We start from the raw sequence: 18,806 nt of genomic DNA on the forward strand, positions 1-18,806 counted from the left end.
ATTGGACTTGCGGGGTGCGGCACGAAGGTTGCGAGTTCGCTCACGATCGTCGGGACACCGCTTCATCGAACGGATCGACAGCGACCGTCTCGAAGTCCGCGTCACGCTCGACCGGCGGCCGGATCGCTTGGCGTTGCACCTCGTCACGCTGCACCGGTGACAATGACGGACTGACGCCGACAAGTCGCTCGCCGCAGCCGGCGAGCCCAGCCGTCAGGATCGCGCCGCCTAGAGCGAGGCGGGAACGCATTTTGCTCATGGCGCGGCCCACCCGAACTGGACGCGGCAGAGCCGTTCGGAGACTTCCCACAGGCGGAAGGCGACTTCGGCGTCCTTGGCCTGGGGCGGCAGCTTCGCCTCCGCCGGGTGTCCACGCATCTCGTTCATCTTGTCGGGCCCATAGTACGTGCCGGGACGCGCGTCGGGCGAGGTGGCGGCGAAGAGGGTCGGCAGCGCGCCTTGCGCAGCCGGCTGGAACATAAACCAGAAAAGCCGCCGCGTAAGACCGAAGATGCTGCTTCGCCCGGCACCATTGGGCAGCAAATCGGTGCGCGAGACGCCGGGATGGGCCGCGAGGCTGGCGACACCCCAGCGGCCGCGATCACTGCGGCGCTGAAGCTCAAGCGCGAACATCAAGTCGGCCAGCTTCGACTGGCTGTAGATCGCCATCGGCTTGTAATCGCGCTCCCCCTGGAGGTTGTCGAAGTCGATCTTGCCATTGCGCGCCGCGACACTGGATATCGTCACCACGCGCGGGTCGCGGCCCTTGCGAAGCAACGGCATCAGTCCGGCCGTGAGCGCGAAGTGGCCGAGATAGTTGGTCCCGAATTGAAGCTCGAACCCGTCCGAGGTCACGCGCCGAACCGGCGGGACCATCACCCCGGCGTTGTTGATGAGCACGTCGAGGCTGGCGCGCGTGCCGCGCAGCCGCTCGCTAAAGGCGGCGATCGAAGTCAGATTCGCAAGGTCCAGCTCCTCGAAGCCAGCATTCGCCTGCGGCACTGCCTCGCGGATGCGGGCCAATGCCTCCGCACCCTTGGCAGGGTTGCGCCCGGCCACGATGACCTCCGCACCGGCGCGAGCAAGCGCCAGAGCGTCTTCGAAGCCGAGCCCTCCCGTGCCGGTTACGACGACGGATCGGCCGTGCAGCGATGGCATGTCGGCCGTAGTCCACTTTGCCATATCGATTCCTTTGGATCTCGACGCCCGAAGGCTCATTGCGTTCGCTGCGTCAACGACGCGACCACCGCCGCACCGGCCTTCGGGGCCTTCTCAACACAGCGAGCAACCCAGCACCCGATTCGTCCATTCGTCGCTTATATTAGATCGATCATTCGATCTATTTAATATTCAGAGAGCGGCCACGCAACTGCTCACCCCTGGTGGCGCTTGAATAATTACACTTAGTGTAATACGTTAACTACACTCAGTGCGAGTTTTTCGAAAGGATCTGCAATGCCGCGTTGGAAAGCGTTAGCCGCAGCCGGAATCGTCTCCATGCTCATCGCAGGCACCACCGGTGCCTTGGCCCAAAGCAAGAAGCCCGATGATATCGTCGGCATATGGGAAACCGACAGCCTCAAAATCGACATGTTCAATGCCGGCCCAGAATACAATGCGCGCCTGCTCTGGGGCGACAAAGTCGTCGAGGCCGACGGCAAGACGTTCAAGCTCGACGCCCACAATCCCGATCCGTCGCTACGGTCGAGATCTCTGAAGGGAATTGTGTTGATCAAGGGACTTACGCGGAAGGACGGGAAGTATACCGGAGGTACGCTGTATGACGGCCGTTCGGGACAAAGTTACAACTGCGACGCGGAAGTCGCCGAAGGCGAACTCCGGCTGCGCGGCTACGTGGGAGTTTCGCTTCTCGGCAGAACTGTCGTTTTCAGAAGGGCGTCGGCGGCGTCGGGCTCGAAATCCTGACAGCGGCGCCGGACGACGAAAGATCCCGGTACCTGGCGGCATTCCCGCCTCGGGCTCGGAATAGCATCATCGGAAGAGCCGACCTCTCAGCGCGGAAGCTTAGAGCTCGGCCTTCAAGTTCGCGAACGAATCGCGGAGATAGGCCGAGAGAGGGCGTTTTCCCTCCTCGGCGCCCCACGCGTCGAGCGCCAGACGCATCGCGCCGATCGACATCATGGCAACCGCGCGCAACGCCTTCCGTCGCTTCGGTTCCGGCCACATAATGCAGAGCGCCTCGAATACGGCCTGCTCGCTCTCGACATATTTGGCGTGGGTCCGGGCCGCCAATGCTTCGTTCGAGCGCATCAGCTTGTCGATCATGATGCTCTTGTCGGAGTGATAACGCGCCGTGAGTTTCAATAGAGCATTCTTCACTGCTTCAAGCGGGGGCTGCTTGGTGGACTGTTCCAAAACCACGCTCCTGAGCGCCTCCGCCAGTCCCCGCTGCCAAGCGAGCACAATCTCCTCCTTGGACTTGAAGTAGTAGAAGAAGGTCCTTCGCGAAATTCCCGAAGCTTCCGCGATTGTCTCGAGAGTGGTCGCGTCGTAGCCGTGCTTCACAAACAGTTGCAGACCCGTTTCGGCTATGCGTTGCAGGGTTTCGCGCCTTTTGCGTTCGCGAACCCCCTCTTCCTTCGGAGATGTGTTCTTCATGACCTATTTTCGCATGAATTTCAGCCCTTGGTGACCTTCATCGAGTGCAATAATGGATTCTTGCGCATAGTGCGATTCTCTGTCCAGTAAGGTCAAGAGCGCATGGTTTCCTTCTTCAGACAACGGCCGGTCTTCGCTGCTGGGATAGGCCGTCAGGATGCGAAGAGCAAGCCGCGGACAATAGCAGAGTCTGTATGTACGGCCTTGCGAAGCGAGTGCGGGAGTCCGGGCAAATTCGCCTTCTCGCCGAACGTCAATCCACTGGAGTTCACAGCGCTGCTTTGCAGCGGACGCAATCAGTATCTCAAGACGCCGGCGAGGCTTTTGAGCGCTCGGCAGCCCCGGCGATTTGGGCGGCCGTTGCATCCGGGTTCGCGGTGGCTCGCAGTGTTAGTATCCTCGATTCGTTCCACGACGACGCCTGCCAAGGTCGTACAGGCGGTCACGGCTTGCTCGGCATCGCCGACGAGAACGCGGCATAGCTCCGCGCCCGGGCGTATTGTCGGAAGTCGTCCGCGTCGAGCGGACCGAATGCCGCCGCCTTCTCGAAGGCTTCGGCGCATTTCGTAAATTCCGCGAGCATGTAGGTGGCACGCCCCAGGCCGACGTATCCGCTCGCGTCCCCGTGCTCGATTCCGTTGCGGAAGTGCTCGGCCGCGTCTTCGTAGCGACCAACCTTCAGATAGAGCGCGCCCAAGCCGAAGCTGGCTTCCGCAAGGCTCGGATCGAGAGCGAGCGCAGAGAGGAAAGCTTTTTCCGACTCTTCGGCATCGCCTCTCCTGCCGGTGAGAATCGCCAGTCGGAGCCAGGTGTCGGCGTGGACGATCTCCAGCTCCAACGCTTTGCGCAGGCAGGTCTCGGCCAGCTCGTCGCGGGAGAGGCATTCGTAGATGCTCGAAAGGTCGCGCCACAGCCGGACGTCGGTCGGCGCCAGGGAAAGGGCCGCGACGAACGCCTCCATGGCTAGTTCGTAGTTCTCTGCCCTACGGCACATCGATCCGAACTGACGCAACGTCGGCAAGGGTGCCCCGTGCCTCTCGAGGAGGGTCACGACAATGGGAAATCTATTCTTTAGATCATCCAACTTGCCGGAGACGCTATCGGCATCCAGCAGGGTAAGCGCCAAGTCGATCGAAGCTGTCTTCATCGGGCCGAGGTTCGTCTGTGCTTCGATGTGGTCCGCAGCGGCCACCAAGCCGGTCCGCAACGTACCCCGGAGGTGGCCCCGCTGAAGACGACCGGCCGTCACGAGCGCACCATCGTCACCAGGACCCCGCGGATGTCGCCCTCCGATTCGAGGGAAACCGACTGATGGTCCCCGCGGGTCGCTGACGATTCCCCGTGCGCAACTGCGATCGACTGAAGATTGAGGACAGCCGCCGCAAGGCAACGAATGAGACTCCGACGGTCGAACTTCATGGCAACTCTCCTTCGATAAATGAGAGGAAATCGTGCGAGATGTGTGGCTCTCGACGAAGCGGTTCGAGGCAGACGTTCGGTTCAAAGGTATTGCTGATGGACGATTTCGCGCCAAAGATCACGCGACGAACGGAAGACTGGTCGTCGCCCTTCCGGTGAGGCTCAGAATCGCGTTGGCCACGGCGGGAGCGATCAACGGCACACCGGGTTCGCCTGCACCCGTCGGGTTCTCCCGCGAAGGCACGATGTAGGTTTCGACGGAGGGGGCCTCGTCCATGCGAAGAACCCTGTAACCGTCGAAGTTCGTTTCCTGCGGAACGCCGCGATCAAGCGTTATGCGGCCGTAGAGCGCGGCGCTCAGTCCGAAGCAGACCCCACCCTCCATCTGCGCGGCAATCTGGTTCGGAGCTACGGCGACGCCGCAATCAACCGCGCAGACCACGCGGCGCACTTTCGGGATTCCTCCGCGCATGGATACTTCAGCCACCTGGGCGACGACGGTACCGAAGCATTCGTGAACGGCGAGCCCGCGTGCCCACCCGGCTTCGATCGGACCGGCCCAACCTGCCTTCTTGCAGACGAGCTCCAATACGGCGAGCCGACGGACATCGCCTGCCTTTGCGTAGATTGCGCGGCGGTACTCGGCCGGATCGCGCTTGGCCCGACGCGCGAGCTGGTCGACTGTATGTTCGATGACCATGGCCGTGTGAGAGTTGCCGACCGAGCGCCAGAATGCCGGAGGCACGGCGAGCTTCGGCGTGAAAACCTTGCCATCGACCACGGCCGCGACCGCGAGGTACGGCGAATTCTTGATGCCCTCGACAGCGAGTTCGTTGGCACCGAACGGAATCAGCGCCTGCGCCACGGTGTGATGGCGCCAGGCAGCCGGAAGGCCGGCGTCGCCGCACTTGATGGAAATCCTGTGGTGAACCATCGGCCGGTAGTATCCTGCGGTCATGTCGTCTTCTCGCGTCCAGACGAGCTTGACCGGCCTGCCGCCGCCCACGTGACGGGCAATGTTGACGCATTCGACAACGTAGTCGGACGTCATGATGCCCCGACGTCCAAACGATCCGCCCGCCGGCAGCGTTTCGATCTCGACCATGCCGGGCAGCGAGATCGCCGTCAGCGCGGCATTGATCTGGTCCATGGTCTGCACCTGCGACGCGAATGTCAGCTTCACCTTGTGTCCGTCGACCCGGGCGACGCAGTTCATCGGCTCCATTGGAGCATGTGCGAGATACGGGAAGTCGAACGACGTTTCGAAAAGTTCTCCATCGAAGGCCCGCTCGACATTGCCGACGGTCTGGAACGCCGCGCCCGTCACATCGGTTTTGCCGTTGGCGATATCGTGGTAGAGAGCCCGCAGTTCGTCCGACGAACGCGTCTCGGCCTTTGCGTCGTCCCAGGTGATCTTGAGCGCGTCGCGCCCGCGGCGCGCGGACCAGGTGTCTTCCGCAACCACCGCCACGCCACTCGCGATCTCGAACACGTCCACCACGCCGGGTATTCTTCGGGCCGCGCCGGCGTCGAAGCTGGCGAGCTTGCCTCCGAAACGGGGAGGGTGGGCGACCATTGCCGTGAGCATACGCGGAAGCTGGACATCCTGCGTGTAACGCGCAGTACCGTTGCTCTTGGATAGGCTATCCTTGCGGCGCACAAGATCCGTTCCGATCAATTTGTAGTCCTTGGGATCCTTGAGCGTCGGATTCGCCGGCGGCGTGACCTTCGCCGCGTCAGCGAGCAACTCAACGAAAGTTTCCCGACGGTCCGAACCGCCGTGATGCACGACGCCGCTTCGTACGTTGATCGAGGCGACGGGTACGCCCCACTTTCCGGCAGCAGCCTGCACGAACATCGCGCGCGCGGCGGCACCGGCGTGGCGAAGCTGGTCCCACGAGCCTGCGATGGCGCTCGAGCCCGCGGTAGCCTGGATTCCCATCACCGTGTTCTTGTAGATGGCGGCATTTGCGGGGGACGACTCGAGCCTGACTTTTTCCCAATCCGCGTCAAGCTCTTCCGCGACGATTGCCGCGAGCCCCGCGTGGGTGCCCTGCCCCATCTCCTGATGCTTGTTGACGACGGTAACCCAGCCCGCTTCGTCGATCTTGATGAACGGCCCGAACGCGCTTGGATCCGGGCTTTGCGCGCCGATGCTCAGCGCGCCAGACGCGACGGCTCCTATGTTTCTTGCCGTGTAACCGACCACTAGCGCCCCGCCCAGCAGGCTGCCGCCCAAGACCAGACGCCGGCGGGTGAGCACGGGCGATCGCGACGACCGTTCTTCGGATTTACGTTCGGACATCACGCGACTCCTGCCGCATCCTTGATCGCCGCTCTGATGCGCTGATAGGTCCCACATCGGCAGATGTTTCCACTCATGGCACCATCGATGTCGGCGTCGGTGGGCTTAGGGATCGCTTCAAGCAGCGCGGCGGCTTGCATGATCTGGCCGGACTGGCAGTAGCCGCATTGCGGAACGTCGTGCTTGACCCAAGCGGCAAGCAGGCGATGGTCTGCACCCAATCCCTCGATCGTCCTGATCCTCATGCCTTGCGCGTCGGCTACGGAAATCGAGCACGAACGCAGAGCCTGCCCGTCCGCATGAACCGTACAGGCTCCGCATTGGGCGACGCCGCAACCGTACTTCGTCCCGGTCAACCCGAGATGATCGCGGATGGCCCAGAGCAACGGCATGCGGACATCGCCGTCGAAGTTCCGGTCGTTTCCATTGACGTTGAGCTTCATCACCGCGCTCCTTGCCTCCGCCCCGGCCCGCGGCGGAGCGGCTAAATAATTGCACCAAGTGCAAAATGTATATCGCACTCAGTGCAACAACAAGCCCAGAGGTTGAGCTTTTATGCGGCCATTTGGCGCGTACACAATATCTTTAGTCTCTTTCGAGTTGGACTCAGCCCCCTTAAATAGAGCGACCGGTCTAATTCTCTTGACGCTAAAATTCGTCCTCGATAATAGATCGATCATTCCGTCTATTGTTCCGGGGGAATGCCATGCGATTGCTTCGAGCCCATCGTGGATCAGTCGACCCCCGCGGCTGTGAGAGCGACGCGGGTCACCAACTTGCCGCCGTGCCGAGGCGAATTCACAACACCTCCACTCTCGGAACTTGGTGGCGCCCGGCTTAGCGCTATTTGCGCCTCAGATCGGACAAAGTTGAATCCGGATGGCAGCCTCCTTCGACCGGAACGAACTTTGAATGCAAGGCCGAGGCAAGGAACCAAGTTACTACGCGGCGCTGGCGCGCTCGCAGAAAGAGGTCGAACAATGATCGATTGGGCAGGGAAACCAGCCAGGCGAACGATCGCGGCGCTTATGGCCGTTGCGGTATCAGGGCCAATCCCTCAATCGGCCATGGCTGCGACGGTCTATGCGCGGTATTCGCTGGCTTATCTGGGGGTTCGGGTCGGCGAGGTTAAGACGGCGAACGACATTGGCGCGTCATCCTACCAAGCTGACCTTGATGCCCAGCTAACGGGCGCCGCGAGAGTCGCTATGTCGTATAAGATCAACATGAAGGCGAATGGGCTTGTCCGCGAAGGAGCCCTTCTTCCCTCGCACTTCACGACCAGCCAAGTCGGGACCGGCAGAGCGCAAAGCATACGGGTGTCGCTCAAGGGCGGCAACGCGCAAACCACCGAGATTGATCCACCGATCGAAGATAGCGCGGCACTGGTTCCTTTGAAGGAAGAATACAAGCAAAATGTGGTCGATCCCGTTAGCGCACTCATACTGACTGTTCCGCCCGGTGACGATGGAGTGGGCCCCTCCTCCTGCAACCGAACCTTGCGCGTGTTCAACGGTGTTTTCCGGGCGGATATAACCCTCTCTTACCTCAGGACGGAGCAACTCAAGACCCGAGGCTATTCCGGTCCCGCGGCCGTATGCTCCGCGCGGTTCGTCCCTCTCGCGGGTCACGACCCAAATTCGTCGATGACAAAATTCATGGTCGCCAACCAGGGTATCGAAGTTCGCCTGGCTCCGGTGAGGGGCACCTCAATGGTCATGTTAGTCTCGGCGACCGTACCCATGCCATTGGGTACCGGAGTCATAAAGCTCGAGGAACACAAGACGCAATAACTGCCCGTCGGCACGCGCCAGTGAAGCAGTCCCAGTTTCGACTCGATTCATCGACTTCCGAAGGAGGTTAAACGCCTTCCCGCCGCAAGCGACATCATGGGAGAGCGCTCAGGCCGGCCGGAAAATCTTTCCCATCGTGCCGGCTACAGGCGCGGGAATGATCTCCTTCCGGCGCTGATGCTCGAAGGGTGCGGACGATCAGTTGCCGCGATGGACGTGGGCCGCATCATGCGGATCCGGACCCACGTTTCCCCGACACGGTGTTCGAACCAACGACGCCATACGACTAGCGCTCCTGCCCCACTCGGCTGAGAGTATTTGCCGCATCGGGATCCTCTGGCACGACGTAGAGGAGAGTGCCCGCGACCGCAGATATCAGGGAGGCCCCACCCATGAAGGCCGCGATCGCGTACCAGTTCCCCGTTGCGCCCAACAAGTAGGTCCCCATCAGAGGCGCCGTCGCACTGCCGAAGATCGTGCCCAAGGTGTATCCGATGGCCATCCCGGTATAGCGAACCTTGAGCGGAAATACCTCGGTATAGAATGTGGGCATCACGCCGTAGTTTGCGGCAAACGGAACGAACATGATGATGAAGCCGAGCAGCATCAGGCTGAAGCTCCTGGTCTCCAGGAGCGAGAACCAAATGAATGGCGCCACGGTCATGACGGCTGCGCCTGCGACGAAGATCATCTTGCGATTGATCCTGTCAGAAAGCCAGCCGAAGAACACCATGGCTACTGCAAGGAAAAGGAAGGCACCCATCACCAGGATGAGCATTTCTCCACGCGGGACGCCCAGATGTTGGGCATAGGAGAGGGAAAAGACAGAAGCCGTATAAAAGAACGTACCGGCACCGACGTATGCCAATGCGAGAAGGATTAGCCGCCCCTTGTAATCCTTAAACGTCTCCAGGAGGGGCGTCTTCACGAGGTGCGCCCTGCTCTTAACTTCTTCGAAGTCAGGGCTCTCGGAGACACGCGCGCGGATCACCATTCCAACCACAACCAGAATTGCGCTCAGAACAAATGGAATTCGCCAACCCCAGGACAGGAACTGAGACTCATCCAGAGCGCTCAGGGCCAAGAAGGCCAGATTCGCAAGAATGAGGCCGAATGCCGATCCCGTGTTGACGATACTCCCAAACAGGCCGCGTCGCCCGGGGCCGGCGTGCTCCACACTGATCAGCACGGCCCCGCTGTACTCTCCGCCCAAGGAAAAGCCTTGAACAATGCGGACAACGACGAGCGTTACCGGTGCCCAGATCCCGATTGCATCATAAGTCGGCAGGAGCCCGATCAGGAATGTCGCGCCACCCATCAAAGACAAGGTGATGATCAAGGAGGACTTGCGCCCGATCCGATCCCCGAGATGACCAAATACGGCCGCCCCAATGGGGCGCGCAATAAAAGCAACCGCGAAAGTGGACAGCGACAGCAACGTGCCGACAAGCGGATCAAAAGAAGGAAAGAAGAGCCGTCCAAAAACCAGAGCGGCCGCGATTCCATAGACGAAAAACTCATACCATTCGACGATAGTCCCCGCTAAGCTCGACGCAAGCGCCTTCGTTGCGTCGGCGCCGTCCACAACCTCACTTTCAATCGTAACTGTCGACATATCAATCCTCCCATTGGATTTTGGTTTTGGCGCATCCATCAAAAGCCCGCACTGTGGTCTTGGCTTTGTTGACGCTTCGAAGTCGGATGCTCGCTCCCAAAGGAAGCCGGATCGCCATTTGTGGAAATGCGCTGACTCCTTTAAGCTGCTTCTTTTTGTGACGTCCTTAGTGCTCCTCAATCAATGCTCTGAACTGGAGTTTCTCCTGAACGCCTCGGGATCAGCTCGCCACTGCGTCAATGCTCTACGCCTGCGCTGATCAAGGCTCAGGGCTGAAAAGGTTGGACGTTCCAGCCGAGTGTCGACGAAGTGTGGCCTGGGTACTCAATGCGCCGTTCCAGCGGCTCAGCAAGCAGCCGCCCAACGTGAGCGCCAACGAAACGACCCGCCAATGTTGCCTTGATACCTGTGGAGCAAGGCGAGCCCTTTTCTCCAGCCAGACGCCTTGACCACAGCGTCGATGGAGGACCGTCTAGAGAACGCCGAGGTCGACAAGGACCGCCGCCAGCCGCTTCTCGTTTTCAACCGACAGTCGTCCTAGGGGATTTCTGGCCGGTCCGACACTCAGTCCCAGCACGTGGAGCGCGGCCTTGACGGCCTTCGATAGGCCGAGTTCGACAAGGAGATTGGCCAACGGTAACAGCTTCTCATGCTGCTTCCTGCCTTCGACCAGGTTCGATTCGACGACCACTGTGCGATGAAGTGCTACGCAGCGGGATGGCACTATGTTTGCCATGCCGGTTGTCCATCCGCGCACACCCAGGCAGAAGGCGGGAAAAGCATATGGATCAAAGCCGCCGCCAAGCACCTCGAAGCGATTGCCGAACCTGGACTTCAGCAGCGAAATACGGTTCACGTCCATGGTCGCTTCCTTGATCGCGACAAGGTTTTCGATGTGGACCATGCGAGCGATCGTATCGCCGGTCAGATCAACCTGCGACGTGAACGGGTTGTTATACAGCATTACCGGCAGCTTGACGGACCGAGCGACCTTCTCCACGTGTGCGACGACCTCGTCGGCCCCCAAAGCATAGTACGTTGGGATGCTGATCATCACGCCGTCAGCCCCACTGGCCTCGGCATGCTCGGCCAGGCCGATCGTCTCTTTCGTGGTGATAGCGGAGATTCCGATCACCGCAGGGATGCGGCCTTTCGTGATCGACACGGTCGCCTCGGCGAGTTGCTGGCGTTCAGGAGTGCTGAGATAGGCAAATTCACCGGTGCTGCCGAGAGGAATTACGGCATGCACGCCTCCCTCGATCACGTGGTTCAGCAACCGCTCGTATGAGCGCAAATCGATACGTTCGCCTGACTCGTCGAAAGGAGTGACAGGAAAGGCAAGGACTCCCTGGAAAAGTTCTTTCGCCATTTCAAACCTCATCTTTTCTGAATGGCTCTCGAGCCGGACTTGGATCTGTCATGGGCAGGAACCAAACCACATATCAGGCTGTCTGACAAGTAGGTCACCTGATATCAGGTAGCCGGATTATCTTGCGAGGATCGGTCCGCTTTTGTAGAGGTCTTATTGAGCACCAGAGGGCAGGTAGCGGGCGATGGACTTGAAAACTCAAAAAGCACTTCCCCGCGTGACAAAAGTGTCGCTGGTAGATGAAGTCATCGCCGCGATACGCACGATGCTGACCGAGGCCTGGAGCGTCGGGAGCAAGCTTCCTTCCGAGCAGGAACTTAGCCGGCAACTGGGAGTTGGCCGCTCCACGGTACGCGAAGCGCTGCGTGTGCTTGAGCATCTCGGCCTTGTCGAATCCCGCAGTGGGCTGGGCACCTTTGTCATCGAACAGCGGATGACCCCGCCTAGGATTAAATACCCACAAAGCCCGGAAGCCTTGGTGCAGCTCTATGAGTTTCGTCGCGCGATCGAGATTCCCTCAGCACGTCTGGCGGCAGAGCGCCGAACCGCCGAACAGTTGGCAAACATCAAGGCGGCGTGGCGCGATTGCGAACTCGCGGTGAAGCGCGACAGTGCTGATGAGTTTGCGCGGCTCGATTTCCTCTTCCACGCCGCGATCGTGAAGGCCGCGCATAATCGTTTTTTCCTGGAAACCTTTTTCAGCGTGCAGGACTCCTTTGCCAATAACGTCACGCTGATCCTCGGACAGGGTCAGCTCAAGAGCATGCTGCATTTCCATGACGGGTTGATCGAGGCGATCGAACGACGTGACGCCAAGGCCGCCGCCCGTGCGGCTGAAGACAATTTCAAGGAAACTGATGTACGCATACGATTGCTGTTGCAGAGCACCAACGGCGTAGACAAGCCGAAGAAGCGATAGTCTACGCGATGTGCCGCTGGTCTAGCAGCGGAATGGGGGAAAGCTGCATGGTGGCGCGCCGGCATAGACGTTCGCAATTCGTCGAACCCAAACATCCCGGTTCGTCAGAGCCGTTTGAAAACCGTTTTAATCCACTGCTCCCTGCAATGAACCATATTTGCATCCCCTGAGCGACGAGACGATCGCTCAGGTGTCCACCCCGAAGGACGGCCGGTAGCCATGTCGATGACGAACCCAGCCAAGTAGCCGCAAGCAGCCCATCGCGCCAGCCGCCGTGGGCGCTAAAGTTTCCGCTTCTCCTCATCATTCAGGACCTCTTTCTCCTGATCGGTCAAGTCACCGTGACCCAAGACCTGCACCGCTCCGTTTGTGTTGTATGTCTGCCGCCCCTGCATTTTGCGCGAACGCTCGTCGTCATTGCTATTCGGCGCAACACCATCACCGCCGCCGAAGCCGAGGAATTCGACGATGATGATCGAGGGCTGTTCTGCGGTTCCGGTCTGGGCCGGTTTCGCCACCTGTTGGGCGGCGCCGGCGGTGTTCGACGCCTCGGTGAGACCGCCGATGTTCGGGGCGTGGATTGTGGGCACACCGGTCGTATTGCCCTGCGCCTGGATATTGGCGGCGCTGAGGATCTGCAGCGCCGCGAGGTTGACGTTACCCGAGGAGCGGATGCCCGCCTCGCCCGCATCGATCGTGCCGAGCGGTGCGATCAGATCGACATTGCCCGCAGGAATGCCCGGGATCGGGTTGAGGGTCGCGATGCCCGCACCTGAGGACGGCACATTCGGCGACAGGGTCACGCCGCCATAATCGTCATAGACGCGCCTTGCCGGCGTGTAGACGATCGTGCTCTTTGCGCCGCGGCCGGCGTTGATGTCGCCTTCCGCCGACCAGATCAAGATATCTCCGCCGAAGGTGGTCATGATGCGCGACAGGCCGAGCAGCACGCTGCCCTTGGAATACATCTGAATGTCGCCCTCACCCTGCGTGATGATACCCGCACTTGACGGCGGCACCGTGCCTTCCACGCCGACGATGATCTGCCCGTTCGGCGCGAGCATCTGGATGTTGCCGCCGAAGTTGGTGCGGATACTCGACCCTCCGAAGATGGTGATGTCCCCCTTGCGCTCGGTCGGATTGCCATTGGCGTCCGTCTCGGGGAACAGCATGGCGATCGCCTCGCGGCCGCGCAGATAGGAGTTGAAGCGCATGCTGTTCGGATCGTTGTATTCGCGGCCGCCTTCGCGCAGCTCGGCGAAGTGGACCTGGCGCAGGAAGATCGCGCGTTGTTCGACCGGAAGCGCATCGAAAAAAGCGATCGCCTGCTCGACCGTGCCCTGGAAGCCGAACCGACCCTTGAGCCATGTGCTCAATTCGGCTTCGTAGATCTTCGCGACCTTGCCGGGTTGATCGGCCAGAGGGACACCGGGCTGCGCGAGGTTGGCCGGATCGAGATAGCGCGCTGCAAGAGCAGCGTAGTCCGGACCGCTCGATCCAACGCCGGCCTGCAGGACAATATCGGCACCGGGACGCAGATCCCCCGCGACCAGCGGGCCGACGCTGGAAAACGGACCATTGACCAGCGTCCCCGGATCGGACTGGAAGACGTTGCGGCCGGCCGTCACTTCCAGCGAGGTACCGAGAAGAGTGATCGACTTGCCGGCTGCCGGAGCCAGAACGTCCGGCAGGCACCGCGGGTTCCAGCCTCGCGCCTTCCAGCGTCGAGTTCACGCGCCGCTCACGGACTGCTGATCGCGGCAACGGAACCGGACGCATCGCGGTTCCGTTGAAGACCGGGGGCCAACTTGGGAGAACCATCCAATGCGTAGACTGATTATCGCCGCCACCGCACTGGCGTTCATTTCGTCGGCCGCTTCAGCACAGACCACCGACAAGGCCGGCGGCGCGACTGGCCAAGCGGCACAGAGCGACAATGCGAGCAAGGATGATGCGTCGAAAATGGCGCCGAAGAAGAGCTCGAAGAAGGTGGCCAAGAAGTCGTCGAAGAAATCCGGCGAAGACACGATGCATCAGTAAGACAGGATTCATGGGGATCAAGGCCGTCCTTCGGGGCGGCCTTTTTTGATGTGCCCTCGTCGCTGTGCTCACCGTCCTTCCGTCCGGATTTCCACTGAATTTGCAGGCCACTGCACGCACCGGGAGGAACATTTCCCTTGGTGTCGAATTACCGGCTGAAGACCTCCGGGCATGGACGTGTGATGCTGAACCTCTTTGACGATTCGGAAGAAGAAGCAGAGATCGAAAAGATCCTGGCGCATCACACCGCCATCAGCGCCGACACTGACGAGCAGCAGTTTCGCGATGTGCTTCAGGCGCTGCCCGCCGCGATCTACACGACGGATGCGGAAGGCCGCATCACCTTCTTCAACGAGGCCTGCATCGAGTTTGCCGGACATGTGCCTGCCATCGGCGACATGTGGTGCGTGAGCTGGAAGCTGTTCCGCCCGGACGGCACGCCGCTTCCGTATGGGGAGTGTCCGATGGCGGTCGCGCTTCGTGAGAACCGCCCGGTCCGCAACATGGAAGCAATCGCCGAGCGGCCCGACGGCTCGCGCATCTGCTTCATGCCGTATCCCACACCCTTGCGCGACGCTGACGGCCGGCTGATCGGCGCCGTCAACATGCTGGTCGATACCACCATGCGCAAGCAGGCCGAGGAGCGCATGATGCGGCTCGCCTGGGAGGTCGATCATCGCGCCAACAATCTGCTCGCGGTGATCCAGGCGATCCTGCGCCTGACCAAGGCCGATACCGCGCAGGAGTTCCAGGCGGCCTTCCAGGGGCGCCTCAGCGTGCTCGCCAATGTGCAGCGGCTGTTCTCGGTCTCACGCTGGACCGGCGCCAACATCCGCGCGATCATCGAACAGGAGCTCAAGCCCTATGCGGTACACGACTCGAGGCGGGTCGCGATCGACGGCGGCGATTTGAGGCTGACGGCCACGGTGGCGCAGGCGATCGCGGTCTCCGTGCATGAGCTCGCCACCAACGCCGCCAAATATGGCTCGCTCTCTAGCCCCTCGGGAAAGATCGCCGTCAGTTGGCGGACCGATAACGCCAACCTTTCCCTGCGCTGGCAGGAGAGCGGCGGTCCCAAGGTGGCCGCGCCCACCCGGACCGGATTTGGCGTCGGCGCCGTCGACGGCGTGGTTCGCACGTTGAGCGGCACCATCACCCGGCAGTGGGAGCCGGAGGGGCTGATCTGCGAATTCTGCTTCCCGGATATCGCGGCGTAGGCCCAAGCCCCCCTTACATCTGCACCTCGATCAGCCTCGGTCCCGGCTCGGCGATCGCCTCCGCGAGCGCCTTGTTGAACTCCTCAGCAGTCGCGACCGCGCGGCCCGGCACGCCCATGCCCTTGGCGAGCGAGACGAAGTCGATGGTCGGCCGGTCGATCTTCAGCATGTCCTGCGCCCGCTTGCCCGGCTCGCCGGCGCCGACGCCATCGAACTCGCCGCGCAGGATCTGATAGATGCGATTGGCGAACACGATGGTGACGACGTTGAGGTTCTCGCGCGCCTGCGTCCACAGCGCCTGGATCGTGTACATCGAAGAGCCGTCGCCGACCATGCAGATCACCTTGCGATCGGGAGCGGCTACGGCAGCGCCGGTCGCAACCGGCGGCGAGAAGCCGATCGAGCCGCCCATGTTCTGCAGCCAGTCATGGGGCGCTGCGGCCGCCGTCGGCGGGAAGAAGCCGCGGCCGGTGGTGATGGATTCATCGACCACGATTGCGTTCTCCGGAATTGCGCACGCGATCGCCTGCGCGATCGAGGCAAACGTCAGCGCACCGGTCGGCTTCGCAAGCTCGACGAGCTTCTGCGGCTTGACGTCCTGCGGCTTGGCCCCGAGTGCGCCGGCGAGCGCCTCCAGCGCCGCCACCGAATTCTCGCCGCCCGAGGTCATGCGATGCACCTCGCAACCCTCCGGCTTCAACAAGCTCGGCTTGTTCGGGTAGGCGAAGAAGGCGACGGGGTCGTTGGCCTCGACCAGCACGATGTTCTTGAAGTCCTTGAGGATCGGCAGCGCCTGCTCGATCACGTAAGGAATGCGGTCGATCAGGAAGCGGCCTCTGCCGCGGGCCATCTTCGGATTGTAGGTCTGGCCCATCACCTTGCAGCCGGTCTTGCCGGCGATCTGCTGCGTCAGCGCCAGCCCATGCTCGGTCAGCGCGCTTCCCGTCAGCAGCAACAGGTTCTGCGCGCCACCTTCGCGCAGGACCTTGGCCGCCGCTTCCACCGCCTGGGCGGAATAGTTCGGCCGCTGGGTTTCCGCCGGGACCTGCGCGATGCCGTCGGCCTCGTTCCAGGCGGTGTCGGCCGGCAGGATCAGGGTCGCGATCTGCGGCGGCGTGCTCTTGGCAGCGGCAATCGCGGCAGCGCCATCGGCGGCGACCGACTTGGCATCCGGCGAGGTCCTGACCCAGGCCGACATCGGCCGCGCCAGGCCCTCGATGTCGGAGGTCAGCGGCGCGTTATAGGCGATGTGATAGGTCGCGTGCTGGCCGACGATGTTGACGATGCCGGAATTCGCCTTCTTGGCGTTGTGCAGGTTGGCAAGGCCGTTGGCGAGACCGGGGCCCAGATGCAGCAGCGTCGAAGCGGGTGTTTCCTTGATACGGAAATAACCGTCGGCCGCCCCCGTCACCACGCCCTCGAACAGGCCGAGCACGCAGCGCATGCCCTCGACCCTATCCAGCGCGGCGACGAAATGCATCTCCGAGGTGCCGGGGTTGGTGAAGCAGACGTCGACGCCGCCCGCGACCAATGTCCGCACCAGACTTTCCGCACCATTCATGTCTCGCTCCCGCATTCCCGCGATGTTGTGTTGGCCCAAGTCGAGTGTCTCAAGCCTGGCGTCCCAGGCTCAGATCAACCATTGTTCGCCCGTTTCGTCAAAGGTTTAGCGGGACATTGCTGCCATCGTTTCCGATGTGTTGCCTTTTTTAACCGCGGTGTCCGAAAATCCGTTGCTCACGGCGGCGTGGGTTGCGCATTCGAACAACTTATGGCCTCACTTTCGTGAGGTTGGAAATAACGCGAGGAAGGCAATGACACGGGGCAGGGTTTTGCTGGCGGCGGCGCTCTTGATGCTGGGAGGCGCCGGCCAGGCGCAGGCCCAATTCTTCGACACCCGCGACATCATGGGCGGAGGCCCGAACTTCTTCGGCACCGGCGCGAGCCCGATCCAACGCGCGACCGTGATGTACCCGAGCCATTATGCGCCGGGCACCATCATCATCAACACCGCCGAGCGACGGCTCTATCTCGTCCTCAATGACGGCCAGGCGCTGCGCTATGGCATCGGGGTCGGCCGCGACGGCTTCCGCTGGAGCGGAACCCATCGCATCACCGCCAAGAAGGAATGGCCGAGCTGGACGCCGCCGGCGCAGATGCTGCGGCGCCGCCCCGACCTGCCGCGCCACATGGCCGGCGGCGTCGAAAATCCGCTTGGCGCCCGCGCGATGTATCTCGGCTCGACGCTCTACCGCATCCACGGCTCCAACGAGCCGGAGACGATCGGACAGGCGGTATCGTCGGGCTGCTTCCGCATGACCAACGAGGATGTGGTGGATCTCTATAGCCGCGTTTCCGTTGGCACCACTGTCGTCGTCAAGAACTAGCACGGCACGGGAACCGGCGCTGCCATGCGCAGGCGCGTCCCATCCTATCTTGCGCGCGCACGATGATTGCGGCAGCGTTATAGCGATGTGCACGCTTCGCCGTATCCTGGCTGTCCTCGTCCTTGCAATCGCCCCGGCCGCGATCATGCCCGGCCTCGTTGCGCCGCCGGCATGGCCGGGCGAGAACCCATCGATCGCCGCGCGTCAGCGCAACGAGAAGAAAGCCTTCACCGATAGCGAGATCATCGAAGGCTTCATGAAGACGGCGTTCGGCGCCGAGTACCACCTCGCCGGCCGCGTCGACCGCATCCGCAAATATGACTCCCCGATCAGGGTGTTCGCCGATGGCACCCGCGCCGACCGCAAGGCGCAGCTCGGAAAGATCGTCGGCGACATCGCCGCCAAGGTCCAGCATCTCGACATCGCCATGACCGAGAGCAGCGAGATCGCCAATGTGAGGGTGAAGCTGGTACGCGACCGCGATCTCTATCGCACCATCACGACCTTCTATGGCAGCGAGCGGGCGAAAGAGATCCGCTCCTCGCTCGACCCGCAATGCCTGAGCGGCTTTCGCAAGAACGACAATTTCGAGATCGAGCATTCGGACGTGATCCTCACGGTCGACAACGGCGACTTCGTCTTCTTCGATTGCGCCTATGAGGAACTGCTGCAGTCGCTCGGCCCGATCAACGACACCTCCAGCGTGCCCTGGACCATGTTCAACGACAACGTTTCGATGGGCTATTTCGACGTCTACGACCAGTATATCCTCAACCTGCTCTACGATCCCCGCATCAAGGCCGGCATGACTGTGCAGGACGTCAAGGCCGTGCTGCCCGACGTCCTCGCCGACGTCCGTGCCTGGGTGAAGAAGGTGAACAATCTGCCGGAGTGAGGGATGCGCCGAACCCATCATTCGCGCCGCTCGTTTCATCGCGATGGGTTTCGCTGCGCTCTACCCATCCTACGTCGGATTCAAACCGTGGATATAAGTCCGCGTTCTCGCGGCGCGTTACGCCCGAGCTTTGCGTAGCTTTCCACCCTCCTCGAATACAGAGGGCGCAGGGAAAGCCGGGTGCTGGTTGCACCCGTGGGTCCCGTGCAACAAAAAGCACGGGGGTAG

General features: G+C 61.6%; 17 protein-coding genes. 7 read left to right on the forward strand and 10 right to left on the reverse strand.

What is annotated here, in order from left to right; genetic code table 11:
* Positions 1-40: 40 nt before the first annotated feature.
* Positions 41-259 carry a hypothetical protein gene (locus OZ411_RS12015; protein WP_282528106.1) on the reverse strand — a complete coding sequence of 73 codons (219 nt, stop codon included), beginning with the start codon at positions 257-259 and terminating at the stop codon, positions 41-43.
* On the reverse strand, positions 256-1,182 hold the full coding sequence (locus OZ411_RS12020) for an SDR family oxidoreductase (protein WP_282528107.1): 927 nt from the start codon (positions 1,180-1,182) through the stop codon (positions 256-258). The genes OZ411_RS12015 and OZ411_RS12020 overlap by 4 nt, the downstream gene beginning before the upstream one ends.
* A 315-nt stretch (positions 1,183-1,497) precedes the next feature.
* Between OZ411_RS12020 and OZ411_RS12025 the strand changes: the two genes are divergently transcribed.
* The gene (locus OZ411_RS12025) at positions 1,498-1,926 is read left to right on the forward strand and encodes a DUF2147 domain-containing protein (protein WP_282528108.1); all 429 of its coding nucleotides are present in this window, start codon (positions 1,498-1,500) and stop codon (positions 1,924-1,926) included.
* A 99-nt stretch (positions 1,927-2,025) separates the two neighbouring features.
* On the opposite strand, the gene OZ411_RS12030 is transcribed toward OZ411_RS12025, so the two are convergent.
* The 4 genes from OZ411_RS12030 to OZ411_RS12045 all read right to left on the reverse strand — a co-directional run bounded on the left by OZ411_RS12030 (position 2,026) and on the right by OZ411_RS12045 (position 6,789).
* Entirely contained in the window at positions 2,026-2,619 is a 594-nt protein-coding gene (locus tag OZ411_RS12030) for a TetR/AcrR family transcriptional regulator (RefSeq protein WP_282528109.1), read from the reverse strand.
* Positions 2,620-3,061: 442 nt separating this feature from the next.
* Positions 3,062-3,811, reverse strand: a complete 750-nt coding sequence (locus OZ411_RS12035) for a tetratricopeptide repeat protein (protein ID WP_282528110.1) — start codon at positions 3,809-3,811, stop codon at positions 3,062-3,064.
* Between the two features lie 345 nt (positions 3,812-4,156).
* Positions 4,157-6,343: a xanthine dehydrogenase family protein molybdopterin-binding subunit gene (locus OZ411_RS12040; RefSeq protein ID WP_282528111.1), complete on the reverse strand. Its 2,187-nt coding sequence runs from the start codon at positions 6,341-6,343 to the stop codon at positions 4,157-4,159.
* On the reverse strand, positions 6,343-6,789 hold the full coding sequence (locus OZ411_RS12045) for a (2Fe-2S)-binding protein (protein WP_282528112.1): 447 nt from the start codon (positions 6,787-6,789) through the stop codon (positions 6,343-6,345). Before OZ411_RS12045 ends, OZ411_RS12040 begins: the two co-directional genes overlap by 1 nt.
* 534 nt (positions 6,790-7,323) lie before the next feature.
* Here OZ411_RS12045 and OZ411_RS12050 point away from each other — a divergent pair.
* Positions 7,324-8,136 (forward strand): DUF3108 domain-containing protein, encoded by an 813-nt coding sequence (locus OZ411_RS12050; protein WP_165421049.1) that lies wholly within the window; start codon positions 7,324-7,326, stop codon positions 8,134-8,136.
* Positions 8,137-8,422: 286 nt separating this feature from the next.
* On the opposite strand, the gene OZ411_RS12055 is transcribed toward OZ411_RS12050, so the two are convergent.
* Together OZ411_RS12055 and OZ411_RS12060 are read right to left on the reverse strand one after the other, a co-directional pair.
* Positions 8,423-9,751, reverse strand: coding sequence for an MFS transporter (locus tag OZ411_RS12055; protein ID WP_130578077.1), 1,329 nt, complete (start codon positions 9,749-9,751; stop codon positions 8,423-8,425).
* 472 nt (positions 9,752-10,223) lie between these two features.
* The gene (locus tag OZ411_RS12060) at positions 10,224-11,120 is read right to left on the reverse strand and encodes a dihydrodipicolinate synthase family protein (protein ID WP_282528113.1); all 897 of its coding nucleotides are present in this window, start codon (positions 11,118-11,120) and stop codon (positions 10,224-10,226) included.
* Positions 11,121-11,304: 184 nt separating this feature from the next.
* Between OZ411_RS12060 and OZ411_RS12065 the strand changes: the two genes are divergently transcribed.
* On the forward strand, positions 11,305-12,039 hold the full coding sequence (locus OZ411_RS12065; protein ID WP_130578079.1) for a FadR/GntR family transcriptional regulator: 735 nt from the start codon (positions 11,305-11,307) through the stop codon (positions 12,037-12,039).
* A gap of 281 nt (positions 12,040-12,320) precedes the next feature.
* Here OZ411_RS12065 and OZ411_RS12070 read toward each other — a convergent pair whose 3' ends face one another.
* Complete coding sequence (locus OZ411_RS12070; RefSeq protein ID WP_282528114.1) at positions 12,321-13,667, reverse strand: filamentous haemagglutinin family protein; 1,347 nt, start codon at positions 13,665-13,667, stop codon at positions 12,321-12,323.
* Positions 13,668-13,863: 196 nt separating this feature from the next.
* Between OZ411_RS12070 and OZ411_RS12075 the strand changes: the two genes are divergently transcribed.
* On the forward strand, positions 13,864-14,079 hold the full coding sequence (locus OZ411_RS12075; protein WP_130578080.1) for a hypothetical protein: 216 nt from the start codon (positions 13,864-13,866) through the stop codon (positions 14,077-14,079).
* A 182-nt stretch (positions 14,080-14,261) separates the two neighbouring features.
* Complete coding sequence (locus OZ411_RS12080) at positions 14,262-15,296, forward strand: HWE histidine kinase domain-containing protein (RefSeq protein WP_282528115.1); 1,035 nt, start codon at positions 14,262-14,264, stop codon at positions 15,294-15,296.
* 13 nt (positions 15,297-15,309) lie between these two features.
* Here the strand turns inward: OZ411_RS12080 and OZ411_RS12085 are convergent, their stop codons facing one another.
* The gene (locus OZ411_RS12085) at positions 15,310-16,857 is read right to left on the reverse strand and encodes an acetolactate synthase large subunit (protein ID WP_282528116.1); all 1,548 of its coding nucleotides are present in this window, start codon (positions 16,855-16,857) and stop codon (positions 15,310-15,312) included.
* A gap of 253 nt (positions 16,858-17,110) precedes the next feature.
* Here OZ411_RS12085 and OZ411_RS12090 point away from each other — a divergent pair, with 253 nt between their 5' ends.
* The gene (locus OZ411_RS12090) at positions 17,111-17,683 is read left to right on the forward strand and encodes a L,D-transpeptidase (RefSeq protein WP_282528117.1); all 573 of its coding nucleotides are present in this window, start codon (positions 17,111-17,113) and stop codon (positions 17,681-17,683) included.
* A gap of 145 nt (positions 17,684-17,828) precedes the next feature.
* Complete coding sequence (locus tag OZ411_RS12095; protein WP_282528119.1) at positions 17,829-18,578, forward strand: DUF2927 domain-containing protein; 750 nt, start codon at positions 17,829-17,831, stop codon at positions 18,576-18,578.
* Positions 18,579-18,806: the final 228 nt, after the last annotated feature.

Source organism: Bradyrhizobium sp. Arg237L (assembly GCF_029990105.1).
Classification (GTDB): Bacteria; Pseudomonadota; Alphaproteobacteria; order Rhizobiales; family Xanthobacteraceae; genus Bradyrhizobium.

Excerpts from the sequence above, each read along its gene's own strand:
- OZ411_RS12015 (WP_282528106.1), bottom strand. The coding sequence starts at position 259 with ATGAGCAAAATGCGTTCCCGCCTCGCTCTAGGCGGCGCGATCCTGACG.
- OZ411_RS12020 (WP_282528107.1), bottom strand. The coding sequence starts at position 1,182 with ATGGCAAAGTGGACTACGGCCGACATGCCATCGCTGCACGGCCGATCC.
- OZ411_RS12025 (WP_282528108.1), top strand. The coding sequence starts at position 1,498 with ATGCTCATCGCAGGCACCACCGGTGCCTTGGCCCAAAGCAAGAAGCCC.
- OZ411_RS12030 (WP_282528109.1), bottom strand. The coding sequence starts at position 2,619 with ATGAAGAACACATCTCCGAAGGAAGAGGGGGTTCGCGAACGCAAAAGG.
- OZ411_RS12040 (WP_282528111.1), bottom strand. The coding sequence starts at position 6,343 with ATGTCCGAACGTAAATCCGAAGAACGGTCGTCGCGATCGCCCGTGCTC.
- OZ411_RS12050 (WP_165421049.1), top strand. The coding sequence starts at position 7,324 with ATGATCGATTGGGCAGGGAAACCAGCCAGGCGAACGATCGCGGCGCTT.
- OZ411_RS12055 (WP_130578077.1), bottom strand. The coding sequence starts at position 9,751 with ATGTCGACAGTTACGATTGAAAGTGAGGTTGTGGACGGCGCCGACGCA.
- OZ411_RS12060 (WP_282528113.1), bottom strand. The coding sequence starts at position 11,120 with ATGGCGAAAGAACTTTTCCAGGGAGTCCTTGCCTTTCCTGTCACTCCT.
- OZ411_RS12065 (WP_130578079.1), top strand. The coding sequence starts at position 11,305 with ATGGACTTGAAAACTCAAAAAGCACTTCCCCGCGTGACAAAAGTGTCG.
- OZ411_RS12075 (WP_130578080.1), top strand. The coding sequence starts at position 13,864 with ATGCGTAGACTGATTATCGCCGCCACCGCACTGGCGTTCATTTCGTCG.
- OZ411_RS12080 (WP_282528115.1), top strand. The coding sequence starts at position 14,262 with ATGCTGAACCTCTTTGACGATTCGGAAGAAGAAGCAGAGATCGAAAAG.
- OZ411_RS12085 (WP_282528116.1), bottom strand. The coding sequence starts at position 16,857 with ATGAATGGTGCGGAAAGTCTGGTGCGGACATTGGTCGCGGGCGGCGTC.
- OZ411_RS12090 (WP_282528117.1), top strand. The coding sequence starts at position 17,111 with ATGACACGGGGCAGGGTTTTGCTGGCGGCGGCGCTCTTGATGCTGGGA.
- OZ411_RS12095 (WP_282528119.1), top strand. The coding sequence starts at position 17,829 with ATGCCCGGCCTCGTTGCGCCGCCGGCATGGCCGGGCGAGAACCCATCG.